Consider the following 22,208-nt stretch of genomic DNA (forward strand, 5'->3'; position numbering starts at 1 on the left):
CGGGTTACTCAGCAGCGAGTTTCAGCGACTGCGGCTGATGGGCGACAAAGATGCGGGTGGCGCTGTCCTCAACGTCGCGGCGGATGCGGGTGATCACGGCCTCAAACCAAGTCAGCGCGGCGGAGGCGGGGATAGCCACGGCCATGCCGGCAGCGGTGGTCAAAAGCGCCTCCCAGATGCCGCCGGCCAGCAGCGCGGGATCGGCCTTGGACCCGGCGGCCTGCAGCGCCTGAAAGGCCGCGATCATGCCCAGAACCGTGCCCAGAAGGCCCAGGAGCGGGGCAATGGTGGCAATCAGTTCCAGCGCGCCAAGGCCGGTACCGGCGGAGGCCAGATGCAGCTTCGCCACGCGGGCGGTTTCCTCGCGGGCGCGATCTTCGGGCAGGGTGCAGACGGAGGCCAGCGCGGAGGCGACGACTTTGGAGCGGATGCCCCGTCGGCCCCGGACGATGTCGCGGGCGGTGTCCTGTTCGCCCCTCTCAAAGGCGGCGACGGCGCGACCCGCCTTGCCCCGCGACCAGGCGCCGATCAGCGCCAACCGCCAGATTTTCCACAGGATCAGCGCCAGCGTGATCACTGAAAGCGCCGCAATCGCCCAAATCGACGGCCCGCCGTCGCGCAGGAACTTGACCGCTTGCGCCGCCGCGTCGCTGGCGGTTTCAGCCAGCATCTCCTGCTGGGAGAGCGCTGCCTCGGGTCGGGGCACGGGCGTTGCTGCGGGCGTGTCATTGAGCGCGGGGCTGCTGTCGGCTGCGGGTGTTGTCTCGTTGGTGGGGCCTGCACCATCGTCAGTGGCTGTCGCGGGGGCGCTGGTGTCGGAGAGGCCCGGTGTCGGCGTTTCACCCGAGACGGCGGGCGCCGTGGTGGCTGGCGATTGCGTGGTGATTTGCGGCGCGGATGTGGTCGGGGCAGCGGGGGCCTCCTGCGCCACAGCAAGCGAGAGGATCAACAACAGCGCGGCAAGGGCCGCTGGTCTGCGAAGGGTCATGACTGGCTCCAATAGGCAGCGATATAGCCTTGTCCGGGGCTTTTCCGGGGGGCGGGTTTGTCCTGCTTTATGGCGGCGCGCAGGCGCTGCACGTCGGATTTCTCGCAGGCAAACCACAGGAAATGATCGGGGCGTTCGGCACGGGCGGTCAGGGCCAGATCGCACAGGCTTTGCTGGTCAACGTGGCGCAGCCAGGTGACGCTGATGCCCTCCGGCGCGACGATGGGATAACCGCAATCGGCCCCGTCTGCGGCGAGGAGGACCGCCGCTCCGCGACTGTCGCGCGGCAGGGTTTCCAGAATGCGGGCGGCGGCGGGCAGGGCGGTTTCATCGGCATAGATCAGGATCTGCGAGGTCTGCGGAATGCCGCCACCGCCAGGGCCTGCAATCCGAAGCGTGTCGCCGGGTTTGGCGCCCAGAACCCAATTGGTGGCGCGGCCACCGTCGTGCAGGAAGATGTCAAAGGTCATCTCTGCGGCGGCATGGTCGATGTGGCGGGTGGTATAGACCGGGCGGTGCAGCGCCTTGTCACCCGAGGGCCAGACGGTGGCGCCGTTTTCAGCCACATGAGGCCACGCGGGGTCGGCGCAATCCGCAGCGGGCAACAGCAGGCGGAAATGAATGGCGTCCTCCTGAAAGCTGCTGAGGTCCGCCGCCTTCACCCGCACCCGCAGGAAGGCGCGGCCCACCGGGGTGATCGACATCACGGTGGTGGCATGCACGTTTGGAGGCAGTGCGCCGACGGTGGCGGTGTCGGACCAGCGCAGGGTCTGGGACAGGCCGGGTTGCAGCTCTTCGAGGTGCTCGGCAAACCCATCCTTCAGCATATGCAGGCGGTCGGGCAGGGCGGCAGAGACGCGGATCTCGATACCGTCACCCTGTGCTGTGAAATGGTAATGGCCAAAGCCGGGCACCTCGACCGTGACGGCGCTGTCGCTGTCTTCGATCACCGGCAGCTCATGCTCCTGCGCCATGGCGACAAGGGGCGTGCGCAGGATACCAAAGGGCAGCGTGGACAGGGTGGCGGTGGTCTGTAGCGGGAAGGTCGGGTTGATGGTCATGGTGGTCTCACTCACTCCGGGATGACATGCGGGCTGCCGTGGACGGGATCGGCAATGATCCGGCAGGGCAGGGCGAAGACGGATTGCAGGACGCCTTCGGTGACCACCTCCTCCGGGGGGCCTTCGCAGAAGACCTGCCCGTCTTTCAGCGCGATCATATGGCTGGCAAAGCGTGCGGCCAGATTGATGTCATGCAGCACCATGACCACGGTGCGCCCGGTGTCTTGGTTGAGCTGCTGCACCAGTTTCAGCAGTTCGATCTGATGCGGCAGATCGAGGTAGGTCGTGGGTTCATCAAGCAGCAGGATGTCTGTGTCCTGGGCCAGCGCCATGGCGATCCAGGCACGTTGGCGCTGCCCACCGGAGAGCGCCTCAAGCGGGCGATCTGCGTGGGGTGTCATTTGGGTGAGGTCGAGCGCGCGGGTGACCGCCTCGGCGTCCTGTCTGGACCATTGCCGCAGCGGGGATTGATGCGGGGTGCGGCCCCGGGTGGCCAGATCGCGCACGGTCAGCCCCTCTGGGGCGGTGGGGGTCTGCTGCAGGATCGCCAGACGCTGCGCGACGGCGCGGCTGCCCTGTCGGTGGATCGCCTTGCCATCCAACAGCACCTGACCCTTGCCCGCAGGCTGGAGCCGGGCCAGCGCCCGCAGCAGGGTGGATTTGCCACAGGCATTGGGACCGACGATCACGGTGAGCGCACCATCGGGGAGATCTGTCGACAGACTGTTGAGCACGGGGGTGCGGCTGTAGGACACCGAGAGATCCTCGGCGCGCAGGCGGGCGGTGGCAGCCATCAGAGGGCTCCTTTTCTGAATTGGGCCAAGAGCAGCCAGATCAGCACCGGGGCGCCGATCAGCGCGGTGAACACTCCGGCGGGCAGCTGGATCATCGGCACCGCGCGGGAGGCGGTATCGGCCAGAAGAGTGATCAGCGCGCCGGACGCCGCGGCGGCCAGCAGGACCGGTCGGCCATTGGGGATCAGGCGGCGGGCGATGGGACCGGCGGCAAAGGCCACAAAGGGCAGCGGCCCGGCGGTGCTGACAGCCAATGCGGCAAGCAGGATGCCGGTGCCGGTGAGTGCAAGTCTGAGCGGTGACAGCGCCATCCCCAGCCCGGTTGCGATATCATCGGCCATGCCCAGCCGGGTGAGCGGGAATTGCAGCCAGATCAGCGCCGGAGCCAGCAGCAGCAGGCTGCCCCAGACAAGAGCAACATCGCTCCAGCTGCGGGCGTTCAGCGTGCCGATCAGCCATTGCGCCATATCTGCGGCGGTCTGGGCATCCATTCGGCTGATCAGCAGATCGCCTAGGGCGGTCAGCACGAGGCTGGCCCCAACGCCGGTGAGGATCAGCCGATAGGGCGGCAGGCCACGCGACCAGGCCAAGAGGGTCACAACACCGGCGGTGATGAGCGCGCCGGCAATGGCACCGGGCAGCACCATGCCACCGGTGAGCATCATCGCGACCAGCGCGCCGCAGCTGGCCCCGGCGTTGAAGCCGATCACATCGGGAGAGGCCAGCGGGTTGCGCATCATGGTCTGGAACAGTGCACCGGAGAGGCCGAAGGCCGCGCCTGCGCCAAGTGCGGTCAGGATGCGCGGCATGCGATTGTCCAGCAGGATCATCTGTTGGATCGCGGTGCCGCCGCCGGTCAGGATCTCCCGCATGTCTGCAAGGCTCAGCGGGTAGCTGCCAAGGGTCAGGGCCAGCAGGGCCGTCATCAGCAGGACGCTGAGCAGCAGGATCGCGGTGAGGACCGCGCGGCGCGAGATCTGCAGCGACAGGGCGGAGAGGCGGAGGGTCCAGATCATAGCTTGCGCACCCCGTTGCGACGGACCAGCCAGATCAGCACCGGCCCGCCAATCAGCGCGGTCATCACCCCGGCCTGCATATTGCCACCAAAGAGGGCCAGCCGCCCCAGAAGATCCGCCGCGATTAGCAGCAGCGCGCCGAACACGGCAGAGAAGGCGAGCGACCAGCCAATCGCGGGACCTGCGGCCCAGCGGGCGATATGCGGTACGATCAGCCCGGCAAAGGCAATCGGCCCGGCCATGGCAACGGTTGCGCCACACAGGAGCACAATCGCGGCCCCGGCTATGAGCCGTGTGAACCCGGTGCGTACGCCCAGCCCCTTGGCGGTATCCTCGCCCAGCATCAGCGCATTGAGGCCGAAGCCTGCGATGATGGCCAGCAGAGCGCCCAGAATAAGAAACGGCAGCAGGGACTGGAGCGTGGCGGGCAGAATGCCGTCGAACCCGCCGAGAACCCAGAAACGATAGACATCCAGCGTCTGCCGGCTGACCAGCAGCAGGGCGCGGGTGAGTGCCAGAAACAGCGCGCTGACAGCGGCCCCGGCCAGGATCAGGCGCAGCGGATTGGCCTGACTGCCACCACCGAGGAGGAACACCAGCACGGAGGCGGCCAGACCACCACCGAGGGCCACCCAGATGAACTCTGCCGGATCGGTCACGCCCAGAACAAGAATGCAGAGCACAACCCCAAGGGCTGCCCCACCGTTGATGCCCAGAAGGCCGGGATCAGCCAGCGGGTTGCGGGTCATCGCTTGAATCAGCGCGCCCGACATGCCAAGGGCCGCCCCCGCCAGCCCAGCCCCGATCAGTCGCGGCAGGCGCATATTGCGCACGACGATATGATCGGCATTGTTCGGGTCATAGCTGGTCAAAGCGCCCCAGATGTCAGCCCAGCCGGTGGCGCGGGCACCAAGGCTGAGGGCGGCAATGGACAGCAGACAGAGCGCAAGCAGCGCGGTCCCAAGCCACAGCAGCCGCAGATCGCCAGAGCGGGATTGCCGAGGTAGCGTGAGTGTTGACGCGGTCATGTCAGGAGCCTCCCTTCGCGAGTAGCCCGGCATTTGCAGTGCTGCTCACCACGGTTGCGGGGTCGCCATCCACCGCCGCCTCCAGCAAGGGCACCAGCTGGTCGAGCGCATAATCGAGGCTGAGTGGGCTGGAATGGGACAACGCGGCGGACAGCAATTTATCCGCATAGATTTCGCGTCCCTCGCGGTAAGCCCGCGTGGTATGGCGCAGCGGCATTCGGGCAAGTTTTTCAACATTGCGCCCGGTATCCAGCCAGATCAGCGCATCCACATCCATTGCCGACGGGTCTTCGGCGGGGAATTCGATGTAGAATTGGTTGAGCGCGTTCTGCCCATCCGGCGCATCCTGCACCGAAAATCCCAGAGCGGTGAGGAACTGGCCGCGAATATCGGCACGGGTATAGGCGCGGGTATGGCCGGCCCATGCCATCATGGCGCTGGCGCCTTGCCATTCGGGATGGGCGGCGCGCAGATCCGCAAAACGCCCCTCAATCCGGGTGACAATCGCCTCTGCGGTGGTGCGCTTGCCGGTGGCGGTTCCCAGTCGCAGCAGCATCTGCTGCCAGGGGGTGCCATAGTCGCCATCCTCGGCGCGCGGCGGTAGGGTCGGGGCGATTTGCGACAGCAGCGCATATTGCTGTGCGGTGATGCCGGACCACTGCGCGGCGATCAGATCAGGCTCCATCGCCGCGATCCGTTCGATGTCGATCTCGCCCCGCATCACCACCGGTTGAGCCTCCCCAAGCGCATCATGCCCCCAGGGCCAGACGCCATAGGGATCGCTGCCGTACCATTTGCGCAGCGCATAGGGGCGCTCTCCCAATGCCAGCAAAAAATCATGCCCGATGAAGCTGAGCGAGACGATGCGGGTGGGTTTGGCGAGCACCGTTGTGGTGCCGTAACGATGGTCGATCACCGCTGGAAAGGGATCGGCGCTGCCGGGTAGTGGACAGAGGCCGAGCAGGAAGACCGCCAACAGCGCGGCAGCCGCTTGGCGCCAGTTTTGTCGACTCAGGCTCAGGCTTGGTCGCAGGGCGCTGCGGGCTGCGCCTGTGTTCTGTCGGGGATCGCCCTGTTTCACATGTCTCTCCAGCCATCGGCACGAGGTGCCGCCGTTTTGATCGGTGTTATGATCAAGATTGGCTGGATCTGCGGCCCATGAGGCGGCGAGTCTTGCTGGTTGGCGCCCGTCCGGCGCGCTCGGGTCAGTTATTTAACCTTAGTTCTTTTGTCAAGTTAACGGCGCGATGACACAGTGTTCAACCCCGGCTGGTTGTTGTGCAGCCAATCGAGCATAGCAGATGATCCTAGTGTTGCTGATCGGCAAATGCGGAGTTCCCAAGGGCGGTGGCGAAACTGCCAATTGCATCCGGCAGAAGAATGTATGCGACAACACCCTGCATTTTTGCGTTCGTCCCAGAAATGCAGAGAGCGATTGCTATCAGGTCTGGTTCGGCGCGTGTCGCTATAGCGGAGATCAGGACCATCGGAGGCCTGCTTCCTGTCGTCTGAGCTGGCCAATTCTGCCATTGCCATTGCCATTGCCTGTTTGGCGGACATTGTTTGGGTCAGAGGTGATTTTGCACGGTTTCCCCCGGCAATGTCGCTTGCAACATCCTGGATAGTTCGCAGTGGCTAAAAAGCAGCGGTCAAAGTGGCCGTATGAGTGTTTTTCGTAGAAAAGATGGAGTTGCGCACGAATTCAGGCGCCTTGAAATGATCGCTGTCATAGGCCCCGCAGCGCTGCAATTGTTCGCGACTGGTAATGAAGATCCGGTTGTGTGCTTCAAACACGAGGCCAGAGTGTTTGAGCGTTGAGGGGATGGCGAATTCGTTATCTTCATAGCGCTCCAGCTCTTTGGAGAACCAGTCCTTCCCGCTGCCAAATATCCGCCCGATATTATTAAGGAGATAGTGCTTGGACGGGTCTGGGCTCATGTAGATATGGTAATATCCCTCATGGCGCTCCAGCAGGCCCGGATTGCGACACTCACGGCGGATGACCCTTTCCATCTGCTCCGAAAACGGATCATCCGATTGGGCCAAAACTGGCGGCCGCAGCCGGACCAGTTTGGCCAGCGACGGTGTGGTCTGGTCGGTGAGGTATTTGTTGAATTGCTGCCGGTTGATCCCGATTCGACGGCAGACCTCCGAAACCGAGCGCCCGTAACAGCATAGCAGTCTAAGATTGGAGGAAAGGTCAGTATCAGGCATAATTTATGCTGCTTTATGCTGATCTGCTGCGTGCAGCCTAATATTCACGGTATGACTATGCGTGCTTTGCGGCCTGTGCGCCCTCTAGATTGGTGAAAACGATGTCAAAAGATGAAGAGGAAGATGACAAAAATTGCGAGTGTGTCCGTCCGGCGGGTTCCAGTATGCGCAAGCGTTGCAGCCGCCATCTGGACCGCTGTGGCAGGTACTGGTGCCGCCGATACCCTGCGCATCGCGGTTGCCGCCGATCCCGGCTATCTGGATCCGGCCTGTTAGGGGTCTAGTTCGGAGCAGCTGCTGATTGACAACCTGTATCCGCGGCTGGCCAAATATGCCCCCGGCGAAACCTGGAGGGTCGAACTGGATGCGGCAAAACCGGTGGATCTCTCCGATCCGCAGAACATCATCTTTGAGCTGAAGCGGGCATCATGTGGTCGGGCGGTTATGGCGAGTTGACGGCAAAGGATGTGGAGCACTCCTTTGAATGACACTTGGATCCAGGTTGGGAATCCGGCATCGCCACCGAGTTTACGCTGCTGAAAGACGTCGAGTTTACCGGGCCTTACGCTGGCTTCATTCACTTGAACGCGCCCTCGGCGTTCTTCTGATCAGCCACTTTGGCCTCTACGTCCGGCGCAATCATTTCCAAGGCGTTGGCGGAAGCTTCGGATGGCTATTTTGAGGCTGTCCCGGTGGCGACGGCAGGCCCGTACAGATTCAAATCCCACGCACCCGGCCAGCCATCAAGGCCGAGTTCGCCGAGCGGCTGGGGCTGGATCAGCCGATGCCGGTGCAGATCGTGAAGTATCTGGGAGCAGTGGCTCAGGGCGATCTGGGCACCGATCTGCGCAGCCGCCGCCCTGTCAGCGAAGTACTGATGGCGCATCTTCCGCATACGGTGCAGCTGATCACGGCAGCGATGCTGCTGGCGGCAGACCTGGGCATCCCGCTGGGCTGGCTGGCGGCTGCGCGCCGCAACGGGCTGTTTGATCGGCTGATCGGGGTGCTGTCGGTCAGCGGCATCGCGGTGCCATCGGTGACTATCGCAATCTACGGCATGCTGCTGTTTCATCCCGGCTGGGCTGGCTGCCGGCCATCGGCGTCGGCGGGGTCGGCTATCTGGCGCGGCTGATGCGCGCCTCGATGATTGAGGTGCTGTCGGCAAACTACGTCCGCAATGCCCGGTCGTTCGGACTGACTGAACCGCGCATCATCTCGCGCTATGCGCTGCGGGTGGCGGTGGCACCGACCATCACCGTGCTGGGGGTCGGAGTCGGCTACATGCTGGGCAGCGCGGTCTTCGCGGAGATCGTCTTGGCCCGGCCCGGCATCGGCAAGCTGATGTATGACGCTGTGATCCTGCGCAGCTACCCGGTGACACTGGGTGCGGTGCTGGCGTCCAGCGCGCTGCTGATCGCCGCCACCACTGCGGCAGATATCCTCAACGCCACAATCGACCCCCGTTTCAAGGAAGGCCAGGAGCAATGACTGCGGTAGATATTCAACCCGTCTCCAAGCCAGCACGCTCAGGCGGGTTCACCAATCTGGCCCGTGATCCGATGGGCATGTTGGGGCTGCTGCTGGCGCTGCTGTTGATCCTGACGGCGCTGCTGGCCCCTTGGATCGCGCCGTACGGGCCGAATGCCATGGACACCCCCTCCAAACTGCAGGGACCAAATGCGGCCCATTGGCTGGGCACCGACCAGTGGAGCCGCAATGTGCTGTCGCGGGCGATCTATGGTGGGCAGATCGCGCTGAGCGTGGTGCTGATTTCCACCGCGCTGGCTCGACTATGTGCTGACACTGGGGTTCGACACGGTGCGCGCCTATCCGGTGATTATTCTGGCGTTGGCCATCGGCCCGATCTTTGGCGGCGGCATGGTGGTACTGGTGGTACTGGTGGGACTGCTGGTCGCAACTTCTATGCCCTATTACGGGCGGATCATGCGGGCTTCGGTCATGGCGCAGGCCAAATCCGAATATGTAGAAGCACTGTGCGCGATGGGCGCCGGGCGCGTCCGTATCGTGGCCCGCCACATCCTGCCCAATGTGATCGGTCCGGTTCTGATCGTCGCCTCAATGGATATTCCCACCTTCATCGCCGCCGAAGCGGGACACAGCTTCCTGGGTGTCGGGGCCAAACCGCCCGCCTCCAGCTGGGGCCTGATGCTGCGGTGTGGGTTCGATTTCGTCGGCTACACGCCCTGGCTGGTTGTCGCGGCCTATACCCGTGACGGCGCCTGGGCCGAGTTCAACGAACACCGCAAGGGAAGGCAGCGTGTAGACATGATGGCAGATGTGGTTGTCATGGATCGCGATCTTGAGGTGCAGCGGGCAGGCCAGCTCAGCTTGGCACAGGCGGCACTGACAGTCTGCGGCGGTCAGATCACTTTCGAGGCTTGAAACCTGCTGTTTTGTGACGCGCCAATGCTTGATACTGATAATACAGCATTGGCACGCCACATGTGTTTCCAATCAACCGCGCGGCCGTCAGCGCGCGGTATCAGCTAGAGTGTGAAATCAGTTCGAACGTAGAGTTGTCGTTTAGGGATTGGACGCCCTGCACCACGCCCACGCCGCTGCCGTTGAAAGTCGTTGCCCCATTCGTATTCAGCGACAGGTAGTAGCCAAGCAATGACGAGCATTCAAAGGCAACATGGTTGGGGCCAACAAAACGGAGATACCATCTCTCTAAAGAGCCACAGCCGTACTGGCAGTTGATCGGTTTGATGTCACCCGGCTGCGGCGTGCCAATGCGGATGTAGCAATTGGCCCATGCCGCTGACAGCAGGCCAACAGTGTTGTTGTCTTGCGGCATCAGGATGAACTGTTCCCAAGGCCCTGCGCTGATTTGGGCGTTTACCGTTCCAGCGCCTTCCGGTTCGGGGCTGGTCAGGCCGTTGGCATCCATGCGGACATAGGCATCTTTATAGGCAATGCATTTCAGGCTATAGGTCAAATTTTGCGATGCAGACGTTGCGGACTGGGCTTCGAGCGGGCTGAGATCCATAAGTTCTTTCCTCCGGTTTTGGAAGATTTGGGTAGCATTCGAAACAGGAAACTCTGAAGCAAAAAGCACGCAAAAATTGTATATATTCTCAATCATTCAATTCAGAGGTATGTCAGGCAAGGTTTCTTATGCGCACTTGATTTGGTGATTTGAGGTTGGTCATTGATGCCTGCCTCGGCAAGCATCGCGGGTTCCAGCGCGCTGAACGTCATCGTGCCTTTGCGATGGGAACATTCACAGCGCCCATGCGTTACTTCTGATACGCAAAAAGGAGTTGCACATGAGCGAGGCCCAGATCCCCGGCGAAGATCTCATTCAGGGAGAATGCGAGAATGAGGCCGTCGAAGAGGCGACCGGCCTGTCTCCGAGATTGGTTTTCGAAACCATCCGACGAAATGGCGAAGAGGAGCTTGAGCGGCCGGTGCGGGCGCTTTGGTGGTCAGGGATTGCTGCGGGATTGCTGATCAGCTTTTCCGTATTGGGCAAAGCGGTGTTCAGGACGCATCTGCCTGACGCCAACTGGTCGCCCTTGGTGGAAAACCTCGGCTATTCCTTGGGTTTTCTTATGGTGATCCTGGGGCGCATGCAGCTGTTCACAGAAAATACCATAACCACCGTGGTGCCGGTGATGTTGCGGTGCGACAAGGCGAGCTTGCTGCGTACGGCGCGACTGTGGGGGGTAGTGCTGGCCGCGAATGTTGTTGGGGCGTTTCTGATCGCGTCCTTCTTTGCGTTGACGCCGGTTCTGGATGACGCTCTGCACGCCTCGATGGTTGAGATCAGCAAACATGCGACCGGGATGCCGCCCTTTATTGGCATGATCAGCGGCATTCCTTCTGGTATCCTGATCGCTGCGATTGTCTGGATGCTGCCCTCGACACAGCACAGCGAGATCCCTTTGATTGTGATCTTTACCTGGCTGATCGCGGCGGGGGATTTTACCCATATCGTTGCCGGTTCAGTCGAGATGGCCTTTTTGATAGTGCAAGGGATGCTGCCGCTTGGACAGGCCGTGTTTGGCTTTTTCCTGCCAGTTCTTATCGGCAATGTCATCGGAGGGACTGCGGTGTTCACGGTCCTGACCTACGCACAGATCAAGCCGGAAATCCCTCAGAAGTAAAGTGGAGGACTGGCCATTGCCCGGCTCCCTTTCGGGGGAGGGCAGATGCCAAATGGAACTATTCAGCCTCTCGGCGCGTTAACTTGCCAGATTGACAATAGACAGAGACGAGGACGAGCAATGACAAACTGGCCACTGATCTATTCCCTGGTTGCTGCCGCTGCTGCGGTACTGGCGTTTGGCGGAATTGCTGCGGGAGCTGCCTTTGCTGCGAATGTGGTGTTCCTATTGGCGATGTTCTTGCTGGGGCTGTCGCTGATTGACCGGACCCTTTGCGACTGACGGGGCTGCCTGCGGCACCCCCGTTTCTGTACCGCAACAAAAGCAAAGGCGCGATCCGATTGGATCGCGCCTGTTTCCGTTTCACAGGTCAGGAAGTTGGTCGATTACCGGCCAACTGTTTCCTCACCAAAACTCGGATGAATGCCAGTGGCAGCTGCAATATCTTCAGCGGTCGCACCGCTGGCGATGAGCGCAGCGAATGGGGCAATCATGTCCGGGCCTGCGTGATTGATCAGAGCCACACCGTTCAAAACGTTGTCGGAAAAGGCAGCGGCGAAAAAGGAATGCGCAGCAGTTCCATCGTCCAGCACATCGCTGGACAGGTTGGAGATGGTCTCGCCATCGTCGTGATCAGCCTCTAGGCGGCCCACCTGTGATATCGGCGGCAGTGTGTATGCCGAAGTCGCCACAAGATTGAGATCTATCTGATCGGCGTTGTCTCCAAAATGCTGCGCGGCAAAGCAGGCACCATCGCGGGTGGCAACCGGGGTCAGCGGAAGCCGGTCTGCGGCGTCGCCGATGGCATAGATGCCCGGAATGGATGTCTGAAACTTTGTATCAATGGCGAGGGCACCTGATTTCACGCATTTGATCCCCTGAAGACCGGGACCAAGCTGATCCGTGTTCGGGATCCGGCCAATGGCAGCGATAACGCGATCGGCATATTGAATACTGCCGTCGTCAAAACTCACTTTGAACATGGTGCCGTTAAAGTCGATCTGCGTCGGTTTGATGCCGAAGCCAAGATTGACGCCCTGCTTGTTCAACCCGGCCTGGACGCAGTCAACGGCCGGGGCATGGAATTGGTCAAGCAGCCTTTCACCATCCGTCATGAGGTGAACCTCGCTGCCGAAGGCCGCGAATATGCTTGCGAACTCACACCCAATGTAGCCGCCGCCGATGATCAGCAGTCTGGCTGGTAGATCATCCCAGCCAAAGACATCATCGCTGGTTGCGGCCAGCTCCCCGCCGGGGATATCCAGCATGCGCGGGCGGGCCCCCGTGGCGAGAAGTAGTTTTCCTGGCTGAAAGACTTCGCCGCCCGCATGGATTTGACCTGCCTCGCCCACTTCTGCACGTCCGCGCAACAATCGGACCCCGGCCTGTTCCAGCTCTTCTTCGAAATGATGGTTAAGCTTGTCGATCTTGGCATCGCTGCGGCGGCGCAATGTGGCAAAGTCAAAGCTGGGCACATCCGTCAGGCTCACGCTCTCCATCTCACGCAGGCCTTGTTGGTGTGAGGCAGCTTTCCACATCAGTTTCTTGGGTGTGCAACCGCGATTTACACAGGTTCCACCCAATTCGGCCTGTTCGATCAACACCACTGACGCGCCCAATCGCGCTGCGGCTTTGGCTGCGGCCAACCCGCCGGAGCCTCCACCAATCACCACGAGATCATGGGAGGCGGCGGGGTGGTGGGTGAAATGGCTCATTTTAATCTCCGATTGGACTGCGTCACAATCTCAACCCGCCTGTGCCGGGTAAGGTTCCAAGAAACAAATTCGGGGGGTATTGCGTTGGGTTAGCAGCACAGGAGACGCATCATGCCAAGCCAGCCTATCACCGATGAGGGCGCATCTGCCGCAACTACCCCGACCGTGGTGCCCACTGACGGGGCAGAAGCGGGGGCGGCTGAGGTCAAGGCAACCAGCCAGTCTGGGCATAATACTGTACGGGCAGGCACCAAAAGCCACCAGTCCCGGCAGCTCACTGGTTGGAAAGCCAAGCTGCCGTTGCCTCTGCGGATAATGTGGCGGGCCTGGACACGAATGGGCGACGCCCACGGTGGCCTGTTGGCCGCCGGTGTTGCGTTCTACGGTTTATTATCGGTGTTTCCTGGGATCACGGCGGCGGTTGCCTTGTTTGGATTGATCGCTGATCCGGCAATGATCACATCGCAATCCGCTTGGCTGACAGGTCTGCTACCTCCTGCGGCCGCGGAACTGGTCAACCAACAGCTGGTACAAGTTGCTGGCGCGCGACCCGAGTCCCTAGGTTGGGCCGCGGCGATTTCGGCTGCGGTTGCGCTTTGGTCGGCATCGCGGGCGACTGACAGCGTTATTCAAGGGCTGAATGTGATCTTTGGCACCAAGGAGGGGCGCAGCTTTATCGTGCTGAAAGCGATGACTGTGGCAATCACCTTTGTTGCTATTGTCGGTGCCCTACTGTTGCTGCTGATCGTTGCGGCAATCCCGGCTGTGGTTGCCCTGATCGGAGACTCGCGTTTGTTGACACTTCTGACACAGGTCCTGCGTTGGCCGCTGATGTTCGGGGTTGGGATCGCCGGGATCTCGTTGCTGTACCGCTTTGGGCCGGATCGCACTGGGGATAGTTGGCATCTGATCACACCTGGCGCGGTTTTTAGCTGCACCCTGTGGGTCGTAGGAAGCATTGGCTTCAGCCTCTATGTACAGGCATTTGGCAGCTATAATGAGACTTTTGGTACGCTTTCGGGTGTGATTGTTCTGCTGACATGGATGTGGCTGTCGGCGTTTGTGATTCTGTTCGGGGCCGGGGTCGATGCTGAACGGCGGGACATGGTGCAACCCGACCCTGCAGGCAAGGTTGCCAGAGACAAAACCTCTGACCTGAATGATCCGGCGTCCGGTACGTCACAGGCGGCATGACCAATAGTCTGTACAATCGGCCTTAGGTTTTGGGCGCGGTGGGTTTGTTGCGTTGGGCTACCCGTATCAGGCGCTGGAAGGTGGGACATTCCATATGTGACGGTGCGGGACAGTCCGCAACGTGTCGCATGGCATCGCGCAAGGTGGTCATGTTGCGGATCTGCTGGTCCAATTGATCCGCGCGGGTGTGCAGCTCGTGGCGCGGCAAATCCGGTTGCCCATCGGCCCCGAACATGCCCGAAATCTCCGAAAGCGAGAAACCAGCCGCCTTGCCAAGGGCGATCAGCGACAGCTGCAATAGCGTTTCAGGGCCGAACTGCCGACGTAGCCCTTTGCGGCTGAGCGATGTGATCAGGCCGATTTCTTCATAATATCGCAGGGTGGCTGGGCTGAGTCCGCTTTGCGTTGCGACGTCACCGATATCATAGAGATGCATCTCGAATACCTATTGACCTCAAGTTAACATGAAGTGGCAGACTGCCTTTTGTCATCAAAGAGCACAAGAGGAGATCGTCATGTCTGTCTTATCCCGCCCAGACGTTCCGGTTGTTTGGAAAGATCGCCGCGCGATCACATTACTGCTGGCCGCGACGCTGACCGTCATGGCAAATGCCACCATTAGCCCCGCGCTCCCCGGGATTGAGCGGGAGTTCGCGGGCCCCCCGAACGTAGGGCTTTTGACCCGGTTTCTGGTCTCTGCCCCGTCGTTGACTGTTCTGTTTTGCGCACCGATTGCGGGGTTGATAGCGGATCGCTACGGGCGGCGTTGGATGCTGCTGGCAGGGATTGCCTTATTCGCCATGTCTGGTGCCGCAGGTGCGGTTCTGCCGTCTCTCAGCGCAATAATGGCCAGTCGGCTGCTGCTTGGCGTGGCCGTTGCCCTGATCATGACCGCACAGACCGCGCTGATCGGGGATTTCTTTACCGGCGATGCACGTCGTTCAATGATGGGGTTGCAGACATCGGCGCGGAACTTTGGCGGGTTGATCTTTATCACCTCTGCCGGATGGCTGGCCCTGATGTCACCACGGTTGCCCTTTGCGATCTACGGGGTGGCGATCTTGTTGTTGCCGGTCATCTGGCGCCATATTCCCGAGCCGCCACGCCAAAGCGCCGCAAATGCCAATGCGCCGACTGGTGGGGGCAACCCACAGCAGACCGCACCAGCCATGTGGCACATCCCGCTGCTTGGACTGGCAATGTTGCAGATGATCACAAGTCTCATCTTCTTTATGATGCCGACGCAACTGCCGTTCTTTTTGGCGTCTCAGGGGGCTGACAATGCGGCGATGACGGGCGGCCTCTTGGGGGCGCTTACGCTGTCCGGAGGGCTTGCGGCGCTATTATATGTCCGGATCAACCGTAGCTTTGGTGCCGCGGGTGCGTATGCCTTAGGGTATGCGCTGATGGGCAGTGGGTTTCTGCTGCTGACGGCTGGTGCTGACGGTATCCAGCAGGGCGTGGCTGCGGTTGCGATCGGGGCCGGTTTTGCCACTGTGATGCCGAACTTTGTGGCCTTGGCGCTGGCGCTCGCACCAGCGCACCGTCGTGGCATGGTCGGCGGGGTTCTGACATCCGCTGTGTTCCTGGGGCAAATCCTATCGCCTGTCGTGAGCATTCCCGGAATTGCGGAAATCGGGTTTCTGGGGGTGTTTCGTGCGGCGGCTGTGCTGTTGGCCGGTCTGGCGCTTGGCGCTGCGATGTGGGCCCTGATTCCCTGGCTAAAGGTGATTCTTCTTGAGCCAATGAGGGGGCAGCGTCGCTCCAGATAGGTCAAATTGGCAGCATCACACCACCGCGCGTTAAGATATCGCAGGTAATTCCTAACAGAGCGTTAAGGTCGAGTTTTGGTTTTTTGAAACCCAGCTCGGCCTTTTTTCACATCCAGTGGGCACCTGATTGAGGGCTGAGGGGGCGAATGTGGCGACCGTGCCGCTGAGATGCCGCATTGGCTGGTGCAGCCGGGACCGGCGGTTCTGAAATCGCAATCTGAAATCAATAATTTTCCATAAAAATTAACAACTTGTAAAAAAGTTAATGAGCGGGTGTCGGAAACTGTGGGTTCTCTGTGGTTTTTTTGCGATGATAGGGCGTCACACCCGGGGGGGTTATGATTTGTTAGAACAGTCTCATTTCGCCCATGGTTTCGGCCATGTTCGGCAGTTTTGCGTCTCATTCCAGCCGCACCTTTGAAACAAGGTGTTGGCGTGGGAATTTGGAGTGGGCGATGAAACGCATTTTTGCTGCTTTTGCGGCATGCTTCCTATTTGGCATGCCAAACGGCGCAGCTGCGGATGATCCGCAGTCGAGCGTCAAATCCGTTGTGGGATGGGAGGCCGTGGGACGGCTGAACATTTCGGGGCGCAGTATGTGTACCGGGGCCTTGGTGGCGCCCGATTTGGTGGTTACGGCGGCACATTGCGTCTATAATCCTGAGACGGGCCGCAAGGTGAACCCTGAGCGCATTCGCTTTGAAGCGGGCCTGAACGGGAACCGGGCCAAGGCTGCGCGGTCGGTAACCAAGACGGTCGTGCATCCGAGTTACCAATATCAGAAACACGGTGACACACAGTTGGGCAGCGATATTGCCATTCTGCGTCTGGACCGACCGATCAGCCGCCAGATGATCCAGCCGTTTGAACTGGCAAATCGTCCGGCGCGCGGTGCTACGGTTGAGGTGCTGTCGTATTCAGGGGCGCAGCAAAACCGTCCTAATCTGGAACAGGATTGCTATGTCTTGGCACGTCAGGAACACGTCGTGGTGATGACCTGCCGGGTTGATTTTGGTGCCTCTGGCGCGCCGGTGTTCGATGTTGTACCTGGGCGGATGCCACGGTTGGTCTCGGTCATCTCAGCCAAGGCTGAAATGGGGAACCGTCGCGTGTCGATTGGGACATCGTTTGACCGCACCGTATTGGCCATGATGCGCTCGGCCAGCTGATTGGATGACGACGCAGGGCAAACCGGCATCCTAGACCGGTCGAGCAGATCCTGCTGACGCATTCCTTTGCCAATACCTCGCCCGAGATGGGCAATACCCGATAGAGACGCGATGATGGTTATGATCAGGCTGAAACTATCGTTTTGAACAGACAGACCAGAAAGCCCTGTATCGCAATATCGGAGCGGAAGGGTGTCTTGGACGACAGCCAGAAGACTAAAACAGAGCGCGTGTGGGCGGTAACCCGTGCCTAGGGTTCGCGGAAGGCTTCGCGTGATTTGTATAGCGGCTTCAGCATATACTTGAGGATTGTCTTGCTGCCGGTTTGCAGCTCGGCGGTGGCGCGCATGCCGGGGCGAATTTCGATGGCTTGCTGGCGTTCGGTGAACTTCGTTCGATCCACCTTAACCGTGACGCGATAGTACGGTTCAGCACGCGGATTGCGCTCGTCCTCGAACGTATCGGCTGACACAAAATCCACCTTGCCGCGCAGTGATCCGTAGATGGTGTAATCATAGGCGGATAGCTTGATCGTGGCGTCCTGACCGGGTTGAACGCTCGCAATATTCTCAGGCTTAACCCGTGCCTCGACAAACATCTCTTCCCCAAGGGGAATGATCTCGACGATTTCCTCACCGGGGCGGATGACGCCGCCAATAGTTGTGACCGCCAGACTGTTGACGATCCCTGCCATGGGGGAGGTGATCACCGTCCGGCTTAGCTGGTCGGTGGCCAGACGCAATTCTTGACGCAGCGATGTTAAGTCTCGCAGCGTTTTGGAGTAGTCCTCTGCCAGTTCCAGTTCGGACTGGGTGCCAATCTCATTGTATTTTGCCTGAGCGTCGCTCACCGCTTTTTGGGAGCGATTGACCTCAATCAGGGCAACGATCTCTTTCTTGTGCAGACGCTGCATATTGGCCAGCTCGTCTTTCAGTTGGTCGAGGATCTCGCGGGCGCTGGCGCGGCGGCTGGTAAAATCAGTCTGGCGGGCATTCAAAAGGGCGCGTTCAGAGGTATAGATGCCCGGCGAGCGTTCTGCCAATTCCTCAGGCACGTTAAAGTCAAACGCGCCTTCCAGTTCAGCTTCTAGCCGGTATTGCTTGATCTCCAGCGCGTCGATCCGGTCTTGCAGATCATCGGCGGCTGCCCGAAACTTGGTGTCCTGAAGCCGTGCGAGGATCTGTCCCGCTTTGACCACATCACCCTGATGCACGTGCAGTTCGGCAAGAATACCGCCCTCAAGGTTCTGGACGATCTGGGATCGTGAGGAGGAGACAACCTCGCCATCCGCGCGCACGATTTCATCTACCCAAGCAAAGCTTGCCCAAAGCAGAAACACGACCAGCGCACCGGCAACCAGATAGATGATCCGGCTGGCCCCACGCGAGGTTTCGCGAAGATCGTAGCCGGTCGAGGTCATTTGCCTTCACCTGCTGCGAGATGCGCCAGAACCTGATCACGCGGACCGTCTACGACCATGCGACCGGATTGAAGGATCAAAGTGCGGTTTGTCAGCGACAGGATTGGCATGCGATGGGTGGCGATCACGGTTGTGCGGCCTTCCAGCCATGTTTCCAGGCGGCTGACCAATGTGCGTTCCAGTGTCTGGTCCAGCGCCGCAGTGGGTTCGTCCAGCAAGACAATCGACGGGTTCTGCAGCCACAGTCGTGCCCAGCCGATGGACTGGCGCTGACCGATCGAAAGGCCGCCACCACCGTCGAAAATCTCGAGATCGAGACCTTTGTGGTGATTGCGCACATGCGCGCCAAGACCAGCAAAATCCAGTGCGGTCATCAGCCGATCATCGTCGCGCTCCAGCTGGTTGAGGTTGAGGTTCTCGCGCAGGGTGCCCGCAAATAGGCGTACATCCTGGCTAAGATAGCCGATATGACGGCGCAGATCGCGCGGGTCGATCTGGGTCATGTCGGTGCCGTCTATCATCACCCGGCCACGATCCGGGACGTAGAGACCTGACATCAGCTTGAGCAGCGTGGATTTGCCCGATCCGTTGACGCCCAGCACGGCGACGCGCTGACCCGGTGTCACGGCAACACCCGGTACGTCCAGTGTTGGTGCGCCGTCTTCGTCGTAGCGGAACATGACTTCGCGCAGCTCAAACCGCCCTTCCAGGCTGTCACGCCGCAGGTAAGAGCGTTCGTCTTCTTTTTCCTGAGCAGAATTGGCGATGGCATCCAGGCCTTCCAGTGCGCCTTTGACGTTGCTCCAACGGGCCAACGTGGCCGCAAATTGCGTCAACGGGGCCAGCGTGCGGCTGGTCAGGATACCGGTGGCAATGATGGTACCAACCGTGAACTCACCGGCAAAGACCATCAGAGTGCCGACAACAACCGATCCGATGTAGGTGGCTTGCTGCACACCCTGCGACCAATGGGTCAGGGCGCTGGACAGGCGGCGCTGTTCGGTTGCGGCGTGGGTGGACAGGGTGTTCAACTCATCCCAGAGGCGCAAGACGCGATCTTCGCCACGCTGGCTCTTGAGCGTATCAAGTTCGTTCACCACCTCATGCAGAAGGCGACCAGCCTTGGCATTGGCGCCTTGAGTCTGGCGGGTCAGGGTGATCATGCGTTTCTGCATGAAATAGGCAGGTAACAGCATCAGGATGCCGCCGGCGATAATGATCCAGACAATCGGGCCGGCAATTGATGCGACCAGCAGCAGGAACACGGCAATGAACGGAATGTCAGCCAATGTTGAAATGGTGGTCGAGGTAAAGAACTCGCGCACCGATCCAAAATCGCGCATCGCGGCAAACAGCCCGGAAGGCGGCAGCGGTTTTTTGTCCGACCGCATCCCGATCAGTCGCCGCATCAGATTGTTCTGAACCGAGAGTTCAATCTGGCGTCCGGCAGCATCGGTGAGCCGGGCGCGGGCCAGTTTCAACAGCGCTTCCAGCATGATCGCAAGGAACGCTCCAAACGCCAGAACCCAGAGGGTGGCATGGGACTGATGCGGTACGACCCGGTCATAGACCTGCAAGGAGAACAGCGCGACAGAGACGGCCAGAATATTGGCCACCAGCGAGCCAAGCATGATCTCACCCACCTGACGGCGGTACTTCGGGAATTCGCCCCAGAACCAGTGGTCGCTTTCCAGTTGCGGGGTATGTCGGGCGGCAATCTGCTTTAGCGAATTGCGCGCGCCCAGCGTGGTGCCTGTGAAATAGGGGCCAAACTCAGCCAGCGGCACCTCGGCGCGATTATCGGCACAGGTGGTGTCATAGATGCTGATGGTCTCGCGTGTCTGCGACAGGACAAGCACACATTGCCCGTTGTTCATCATGGCCAGTGCTGGCCAACTCTCAGGGGTGAGTGGCACCTGATGGCTGATCTGGGCCTGCATACCTGTGGTCTGCAAAGCCTTGGCCAGGGAGTCGACAGAGACATCGCCGGGATCATTGCGCCACATGTATTCTGCGATGTCGCTCAGTGGCACGTTTGTGCCTTTCAGCGACGCAAAGGTGGCGATCAGGGCGGCACGGTGCTGAATACGCGCAGTGGCGTCTTCGATCAGCGCGCTGACTTCTCCGACCGATCCGTCCTCAAGCAGCCCAGTCAGATCAAGGTCCGCAACCGGCGGCGTAGGTGCGCCGGCCTGTGGGGCCGGGGCCGCAGCAGCCGGTGCCAGATGCGGGGCTGACTGGGTCTCAATCGCGCGTAATACGGGTTTGCCGCTGCTTGGGCGTGCGGCATCGTCTGGCGCGCGGGGTGCCGGGGGAACGGGCCGCAGCACCGTGTCATCGGTCGGGCGGTTGGAGTTGCTCAAATCCGGTCACCATCTGCCAAAAGCCCCATATCCCGCGCCAGCGCCAGCTGGATCAATACAACTTCGTATTTCGCGTCGATATGAGCTTGTTCGCGGCGTACCACCTCTTCGTAGAGGGACACCACATCCATAACCGAGCGTTGCCCGGCTTTAAACTGTGCCTGAAACAGGCGGTACGTCTCGCGGCTGGTCTGCGCCAGCGCTGCGGCTTCGGCCTCCTGCCTGCGATAAGAGGCGAGGCGCTGCATCTGGCGGCTGAAATCGCGCCGTGCGTCTTCTTCGACCTCAGAAACCTGACGTTTGGCGATTTCTTTTGAGGCTTCAATCGCCTTCAGTGCGGCTGGCGTGCCAAGGCCAAAGGGTTGCGCCAGATCCAAGGTCAGACCAGCACCAGACCCGTCAGAGGTCACATTCCCGGCCGCGGAGACCTGCGGCAACAGGCCTGCGCGTTCCATCTTGGCCTGCTCGACGCTGCGTGTGGCTTCGGCCTCGGCTTTTAGGATTGTCAGATATTGACCGCCCTCGGGCGGCGTGGCCAATTGCAGGCGGCTTGGCTTTTCAGCAAAGTGCTGCCCGGTCAGCGCTTTCAGCTCTGCATTGGCGGTAGAGGTGGCATCATTGGCAGTGGCGATAGCCGATCGTATGCCGTTGATCTTGCTCTGCACAACGTTGAGGTCAGAGCGATCAGAAACGCCCCCCTCCACACGTCCGCGGACAATGCGCTCAAACTCATACATGCGCGACAGGGCGCGGGTGCCAGCGGCCGCCTTTTCCGTGCCGCGCAGCCCCGAGACATAAAGCCCAAGCGCGCTTTCGACCCGGCTGTTCATGTCAATTGACAGGTTCACGGCGGCCACTTCGACATCTGCGGCGGCAAAGGCGCGCTCCGCCTTGCGCCGGCCATTGTCGAAGAGAACCTGCTCGATCAGAATTCCAGCCACCAGATCGCCCAGATCCGTAAGGCTGACTGACGGCCCCAGCGTCGGCAGCCAGTTTTTTGCCTTGGCTTCGGCGCGCAGTTTGGCGCTGGTCAGTTCCGCTTCTGAGGCACGGGCAGAAGCGGAAATTGCCGCCTGAGCGACAGTGTCATAGATGCTGCCATCTTCCAGCAGCGACTGACGCTGCATTAGATTTGAGATCACAACAGAGGGGTTCTCGGCATCTGGCTGGGCAAAGCTGCTGGCGCGACGGCTGACGTCCGTTTCGGTGCCTTCGCCGGGCTTGGCAAAGGGCAGGGACTGCATGCAGGCCGACAGGCAGCACAACAGTGCCACCGCGCCAATGGGTCGTCCCAGTTGCATTCTGCCCCCTCGCATCGCCTGTGTCCTTACCCTTGTTGCCGGG

The 22,208-nt window shown here is 60.7% G+C and carries 22 protein-coding genes and 1 pseudogene; 10 read left to right on the forward strand and 13 right to left on the reverse strand.

Annotated features, from left to right (window positions below; translation table 11 throughout):
* Positions 1-4 precede the first annotated feature (4 nt).
* From PhaeoP97_RS00805 to PhaeoP97_RS00840, 7 genes are all read right to left on the reverse strand, one after another.
* Entirely contained in the window at positions 5-988 is a 984-nt protein-coding gene (locus PhaeoP97_RS00805) for a MotA/TolQ/ExbB proton channel family protein (protein ID WP_072503454.1), read from the reverse strand.
* Positions 985-2,049: a siderophore-interacting protein gene (locus PhaeoP97_RS00810; protein ID WP_072503455.1), complete on the reverse strand. Its 1,065-nt coding sequence runs from the start codon at positions 2,047-2,049 to the stop codon at positions 985-987. The genes PhaeoP97_RS00805 and PhaeoP97_RS00810 overlap by 4 nt, the downstream gene beginning before the upstream one ends.
* An 11-nt stretch (positions 2,050-2,060) precedes the next feature.
* Complete coding sequence (locus PhaeoP97_RS00815; protein ID WP_072503456.1) at positions 2,061-2,843, reverse strand: ABC transporter ATP-binding protein; 783 nt, start codon at positions 2,841-2,843, stop codon at positions 2,061-2,063.
* Positions 2,843-3,859, reverse strand: a complete 1,017-nt coding sequence (locus PhaeoP97_RS00820) for a FecCD family ABC transporter permease (RefSeq protein ID WP_072503457.1) — start codon at positions 3,857-3,859, stop codon at positions 2,843-2,845. Before PhaeoP97_RS00820 ends, PhaeoP97_RS00815 begins: the two co-directional genes overlap by 1 nt.
* Complete coding sequence (locus PhaeoP97_RS00825; RefSeq protein ID WP_072503458.1) at positions 3,856-4,887, reverse strand: FecCD family ABC transporter permease; 1,032 nt, start codon at positions 4,885-4,887, stop codon at positions 3,856-3,858. Before PhaeoP97_RS00825 ends, PhaeoP97_RS00820 begins: the two co-directional genes overlap by 4 nt.
* Before the next feature lies 1 nt (position 4,888).
* The gene (locus PhaeoP97_RS00830) at positions 4,889-5,968 is read right to left on the reverse strand and encodes an ABC transporter substrate-binding protein (RefSeq protein WP_237028967.1); all 1,080 of its coding nucleotides are present in this window, start codon (positions 5,966-5,968) and stop codon (positions 4,889-4,891) included.
* 554 nt (positions 5,969-6,522) lie between these two features.
* Entirely contained in the window at positions 6,523-7,101 is a 579-nt protein-coding gene (locus PhaeoP97_RS00840) for a helix-turn-helix domain-containing protein (protein ID WP_072503460.1), read from the reverse strand.
* Positions 7,102-7,224: 123 nt separating this feature from the next.
* On the opposite strand from PhaeoP97_RS00840, the gene PhaeoP97_RS20255 reads away from it, so the two are divergent.
* The 5 genes and pseudogenes from PhaeoP97_RS20255 (at position 7,225) to PhaeoP97_RS00855 (ending at position 9,504) form a co-directional block, all read left to right on the forward strand.
* Complete coding sequence (locus PhaeoP97_RS20255) at positions 7,225-7,377, forward strand: hypothetical protein (RefSeq protein ID WP_157891219.1); 153 nt, start codon at positions 7,225-7,227, stop codon at positions 7,375-7,377.
* A gap of 508 nt (positions 7,378-7,885) precedes the next feature.
* Positions 7,886-8,233 (forward strand): ABC transporter permease family protein, encoded by a 348-nt coding sequence (locus tag PhaeoP97_RS20045; protein WP_083570282.1) that lies wholly within the window; start codon positions 7,886-7,888, stop codon positions 8,231-8,233.
* A complete protein-coding gene (locus PhaeoP97_RS20050; protein WP_083570284.1) occupies positions 8,233-8,589 on the forward strand; it encodes an ABC transporter permease subunit in 357 nt (118 codons plus the stop codon). The genes PhaeoP97_RS20045 and PhaeoP97_RS20050 overlap by 1 nt, the downstream gene beginning before the upstream one ends.
* 77 nt (positions 8,590-8,666) lie before the next feature.
* Positions 8,667-8,717 (forward strand): annotated as a pseudogene (locus tag PhaeoP97_RS20875) (hypothetical protein); the annotation flags it as partial.
* A 178-nt stretch (positions 8,718-8,895) separates the two neighbouring features.
* Positions 8,896-9,504 carry an ABC transporter permease gene (locus PhaeoP97_RS00855; protein ID WP_072503461.1) on the forward strand — a complete coding sequence of 203 codons (609 nt, stop codon included), beginning with the start codon at positions 8,896-8,898 and terminating at the stop codon, positions 9,502-9,504.
* 100 nt (positions 9,505-9,604) lie between these two features.
* Here PhaeoP97_RS00855 and PhaeoP97_RS00860 read toward each other — a convergent pair whose 3' ends face one another.
* Positions 9,605-10,111: a fascin domain-containing protein gene (locus PhaeoP97_RS00860; RefSeq protein WP_072503462.1), complete on the reverse strand. Its 507-nt coding sequence runs from the start codon at positions 10,109-10,111 to the stop codon at positions 9,605-9,607.
* A 280-nt stretch (positions 10,112-10,391) separates the two neighbouring features.
* Here PhaeoP97_RS00860 and PhaeoP97_RS00865 point away from each other — a divergent pair, with 280 nt between their 5' ends.
* On the forward strand, positions 10,392-11,231 hold the full coding sequence (locus PhaeoP97_RS00865) for a formate/nitrite transporter family protein (RefSeq protein WP_072503463.1): 840 nt from the start codon (positions 10,392-10,394) through the stop codon (positions 11,229-11,231).
* 120 nt (positions 11,232-11,351) lie between these two features.
* A complete protein-coding gene (locus PhaeoP97_RS20150; protein WP_096740441.1) occupies positions 11,352-11,513 on the forward strand; it encodes a DUF1328 domain-containing protein in 162 nt (53 codons plus the stop codon).
* Positions 11,514-11,617: 104 nt separating this feature from the next.
* On the opposite strand, the gene PhaeoP97_RS00870 is transcribed toward PhaeoP97_RS20150, so the two are convergent.
* A complete protein-coding gene (locus PhaeoP97_RS00870; protein WP_072503464.1) occupies positions 11,618-12,946 on the reverse strand; it encodes a dihydrolipoyl dehydrogenase family protein in 1,329 nt (442 codons plus the stop codon).
* A 111-nt stretch (positions 12,947-13,057) separates the two neighbouring features.
* Between PhaeoP97_RS00870 and PhaeoP97_RS00875 the strand changes: the two genes are divergently transcribed.
* Positions 13,058-14,140: a YihY/virulence factor BrkB family protein gene (locus PhaeoP97_RS00875; protein WP_083570286.1), complete on the forward strand. Its 1,083-nt coding sequence runs from the start codon at positions 13,058-13,060 to the stop codon at positions 14,138-14,140.
* Between the two features lie 22 nt (positions 14,141-14,162).
* Here the strand turns inward: PhaeoP97_RS00875 and PhaeoP97_RS00880 are convergent, their stop codons facing one another.
* Positions 14,163-14,576, reverse strand: coding sequence for a helix-turn-helix domain-containing protein (locus PhaeoP97_RS00880; protein WP_072503465.1), 414 nt, complete (start codon positions 14,574-14,576; stop codon positions 14,163-14,165).
* Positions 14,577-14,655: 79 nt separating this feature from the next.
* Between PhaeoP97_RS00880 and PhaeoP97_RS00885 the strand changes: the two genes are divergently transcribed.
* Both PhaeoP97_RS00885 and PhaeoP97_RS00890 read left to right on the forward strand, forming a co-directional pair.
* Positions 14,656-15,912 (forward strand): MFS transporter, encoded by a 1,257-nt coding sequence (locus tag PhaeoP97_RS00885; RefSeq protein ID WP_072503466.1) that lies wholly within the window; start codon positions 14,656-14,658, stop codon positions 15,910-15,912.
* A gap of 455 nt (positions 15,913-16,367) precedes the next feature.
* Positions 16,368-17,081, forward strand: a complete 714-nt coding sequence (locus tag PhaeoP97_RS00890) for a trypsin-like serine peptidase (protein ID WP_072503467.1) — start codon at positions 16,368-16,370, stop codon at positions 17,079-17,081.
* 250 nt (positions 17,082-17,331) lie between these two features.
* Here PhaeoP97_RS00890 and PhaeoP97_RS00895 read toward each other — a convergent pair whose 3' ends face one another.
* From PhaeoP97_RS00895 to PhaeoP97_RS00905, 3 genes are read right to left on the reverse strand one after another with little or no spacing between them, the layout of a single operon-like run.
* Positions 17,332-18,501, reverse strand: coding sequence for an HlyD family type I secretion periplasmic adaptor subunit (locus tag PhaeoP97_RS00895; protein WP_072503468.1), 1,170 nt, complete (start codon positions 18,499-18,501; stop codon positions 17,332-17,334).
* The gene (locus PhaeoP97_RS00900; protein ID WP_072503469.1) at positions 18,498-20,864 is read right to left on the reverse strand and encodes an ATP-binding cassette domain-containing protein; all 2,367 of its coding nucleotides are present in this window, start codon (positions 20,862-20,864) and stop codon (positions 18,498-18,500) included. Before PhaeoP97_RS00900 ends, PhaeoP97_RS00895 begins: the two co-directional genes overlap by 4 nt.
* The gene (locus PhaeoP97_RS00905) at positions 20,861-22,165 is read right to left on the reverse strand and encodes a TolC family protein (RefSeq protein ID WP_072503470.1); all 1,305 of its coding nucleotides are present in this window, start codon (positions 22,163-22,165) and stop codon (positions 20,861-20,863) included. Before PhaeoP97_RS00905 ends, PhaeoP97_RS00900 begins: the two co-directional genes overlap by 4 nt.
* Positions 22,166-22,208 lie beyond the last annotated feature (43 nt).

Source organism: Phaeobacter porticola, from assembly GCF_001888185.1.
GTDB classification, from domain to species: domain Bacteria; phylum Pseudomonadota; class Alphaproteobacteria; order Rhodobacterales; family Rhodobacteraceae; genus Phaeobacter; species Phaeobacter porticola.

Coding starts and splice junctions, on each gene's coding strand:
- PhaeoP97_RS00805 (WP_072503454.1), bottom strand. CDS start 988: ATGACCCTTCGCAGACCAGCGGCCCTTGCCGCGCTGTTGTTGATCCTC.
- PhaeoP97_RS00810 (WP_072503455.1), bottom strand. CDS start 2,049: ATGACCATCAACCCGACCTTCCCGCTACAGACCACCGCCACCCTGTCC.
- PhaeoP97_RS00815 (WP_072503456.1), bottom strand. CDS start 2,843: ATGGCTGCCACCGCCCGCCTGCGCGCCGAGGATCTCTCGGTGTCCTAC.
- PhaeoP97_RS00820 (WP_072503457.1), bottom strand. CDS start 3,859: ATGATCTGGACCCTCCGCCTCTCCGCCCTGTCGCTGCAGATCTCGCGC.
- PhaeoP97_RS00825 (WP_072503458.1), bottom strand. CDS start 4,887: ATGACCGCGTCAACACTCACGCTACCTCGGCAATCCCGCTCTGGCGAT.
- PhaeoP97_RS00840 (WP_072503460.1), bottom strand. CDS start 7,101: ATGCCTGATACTGACCTTTCCTCCAATCTTAGACTGCTATGCTGTTAC.
- PhaeoP97_RS20255 (WP_157891219.1), top strand. CDS start 7,225: ATGACAAAAATTGCGAGTGTGTCCGTCCGGCGGGTTCCAGTATGCGCA.
- PhaeoP97_RS20045 (WP_083570282.1), top strand. CDS start 7,886: ATGCCGGTGCAGATCGTGAAGTATCTGGGAGCAGTGGCTCAGGGCGAT.
- PhaeoP97_RS20050 (WP_083570284.1), top strand. CDS start 8,233: ATGCGCGCCTCGATGATTGAGGTGCTGTCGGCAAACTACGTCCGCAAT.
- PhaeoP97_RS00860 (WP_072503462.1), bottom strand. CDS start 10,111: ATGGATCTCAGCCCGCTCGAAGCCCAGTCCGCAACGTCTGCATCGCAA.
- PhaeoP97_RS00865 (WP_072503463.1), top strand. CDS start 10,392: ATGAGCGAGGCCCAGATCCCCGGCGAAGATCTCATTCAGGGAGAATGC.
- PhaeoP97_RS20150 (WP_096740441.1), top strand. CDS start 11,352: ATGACAAACTGGCCACTGATCTATTCCCTGGTTGCTGCCGCTGCTGCG.
- PhaeoP97_RS00870 (WP_072503464.1), bottom strand. CDS start 12,946: ATGAGCCATTTCACCCACCACCCCGCCGCCTCCCATGATCTCGTGGTG.
- PhaeoP97_RS00875 (WP_083570286.1), top strand. CDS start 13,058: ATGCCAAGCCAGCCTATCACCGATGAGGGCGCATCTGCCGCAACTACC.
- PhaeoP97_RS00880 (WP_072503465.1), bottom strand. CDS start 14,576: ATGCATCTCTATGATATCGGTGACGTCGCAACGCAAAGCGGACTCAGC.
- PhaeoP97_RS00885 (WP_072503466.1), top strand. CDS start 14,656: ATGTCTGTCTTATCCCGCCCAGACGTTCCGGTTGTTTGGAAAGATCGC.
- PhaeoP97_RS00890 (WP_072503467.1), top strand. CDS start 16,368: ATGAAACGCATTTTTGCTGCTTTTGCGGCATGCTTCCTATTTGGCATG.
- PhaeoP97_RS00895 (WP_072503468.1), bottom strand. CDS start 18,501: ATGACCTCGACCGGCTACGATCTTCGCGAAACCTCGCGTGGGGCCAGC.
- PhaeoP97_RS00905 (WP_072503470.1), bottom strand. CDS start 22,165: ATGCAACTGGGACGACCCATTGGCGCGGTGGCACTGTTGTGCTGCCTG.